The sequence below is a fragment of the Variovorax sp. MHTC-1 genome (assembly GCF_003984645.1).
GTDB lineage: Bacteria > Pseudomonadota > Gammaproteobacteria > Burkholderiales > Burkholderiaceae_C > Variovorax.
This window is the reverse complement of record NZ_RWKI01000079.1, coordinates 1-1,318: the sequence shown is the minus strand read 5'-3', so window position 1 is coordinate 1,318 and position 1,318 is coordinate 1. Positions and strand designations below refer to the sequence as shown.

General features: G+C 65.4%; 2 protein-coding genes. Both read left to right on the top strand.

Annotation, left to right across the window (positions count from 1 at the left end; translation table 11 throughout):
- Positions 1 to 354 (top strand): methyl-accepting chemotaxis protein (locus EJI01_RS28305; protein WP_260602744.1); only part of this gene is annotated, 354 nt, incomplete at its 5' end.
- Positions 355 to 391: 37 nt separating this feature from the next.
- Positions 392 to 1,318: cache domain-containing protein (locus EJI01_RS28300; RefSeq protein WP_185879113.1), on the top strand; the 927-nt coding region annotated here is incomplete at its 3' end.

Below are 1,318 nucleotides of genomic sequence, written 5' to 3'. Positions count from 1 at the left end.
GTGGACGCCGGCAGTGCGCTGGTGGGCGAAGCCGGCAAGACGATGGAAGAGATCGTGGGCAGCGTGAAGCGCGTGACCGACATCATCGGCGAGATCACGGCAGCGAGCCACGAGCAGACGCAGGGCATCGAGCAGATCAACCAGGCGATCACGCAGATGGACCAGGTGACGCAGCAGAACGCGGCGCTGGTGGAAGAGGCGGCGGCTGCGGCGCAGTCGATGCAGGAGCAGGCCGGCAACCTCGTCGAGGCGGTGAGCGTGTTCAGGCTCGACACCGATGGCCGCACGCCGCTGCATCCGTCGAATTTAGAGCCACGCCTTCAAGACTGGCGAGAAGCTGCCGATAAGTCATAGGCAGTACCGCACAAGCAATCACCTCGAAGGCCCGCCCATGTTCGATTTCTTGAATCTCCGCTCCCTGAGCATCGCCAAGAAACTTGGCCTGCTCACCTTCAGCGCCATCGCCGGCGTGGTCGTGCTGACGGCCTTGTTCCTGGCTTCCGAGCGCAAGCTCATCATGGATGAGCGGCAGAGCAGCGTGCGCCAGGTGGTGGAAAGCGCGCATGGCCTGCTCGCCCACTACCACGCCTTGTCGGCCAACGGCACGCTGAGCGAAGAGCAGGCGAAGCAGCAGGCCATGCAGGCGATCCGCGGCCTGCGCTACAGCGGCAGCGAGTACTTCTGGATCAATGACATGGAGCCGCGCATGGTCATGCATCCGATCAACCCGGCGCTGGACAACAAGGACCTCTCGGGCAACAAGGATGCGACCGGCAAGCAGCTCTTCGTCGAGTTCGTGAACACCGTCAAGGCCAGCGAGGCCGGATTCGTGTCCTACCTGTGGGCCAAGCCGGGCAGCGACAAGCCGGTGCCCAAGGTGTCCTACGTCAAGGGCTTCAAGCCCTGGGGCTGGATCATCGGTTCGGGCGTGTACGTGGACACGGTCCACACGACGATCCTGAACCGGCTGATCGGCTTTTCGATCTGCGCCCTGGTCCTGGCGGCCCTGCTGCTTGCGATCGGCTGGGTGATCTCGCGCGGCCTTCTCAGGCAGCTGGGCGGCGAGCCGGCGCAGACGGCCGGCATCACGCAACGCATCGCGCAGGGCGACCTGACGGTGCCGATCGAGCTCAGGAAAGACGACAGCGCGAGCCTGCTGCACTCGATCAAGGGGATGCGCGACAACCTGGCCCGCGTGGTGGGCGAGGTGCGTGCCGGCACCGACACCATCGCCACGGCCTCGGGCCAGATCGCGGCCGGCAACCATGACCTGTCCTCGCGCACCGAGGAGCAGGCCAGCTCGCTGGAGCAGACCGCA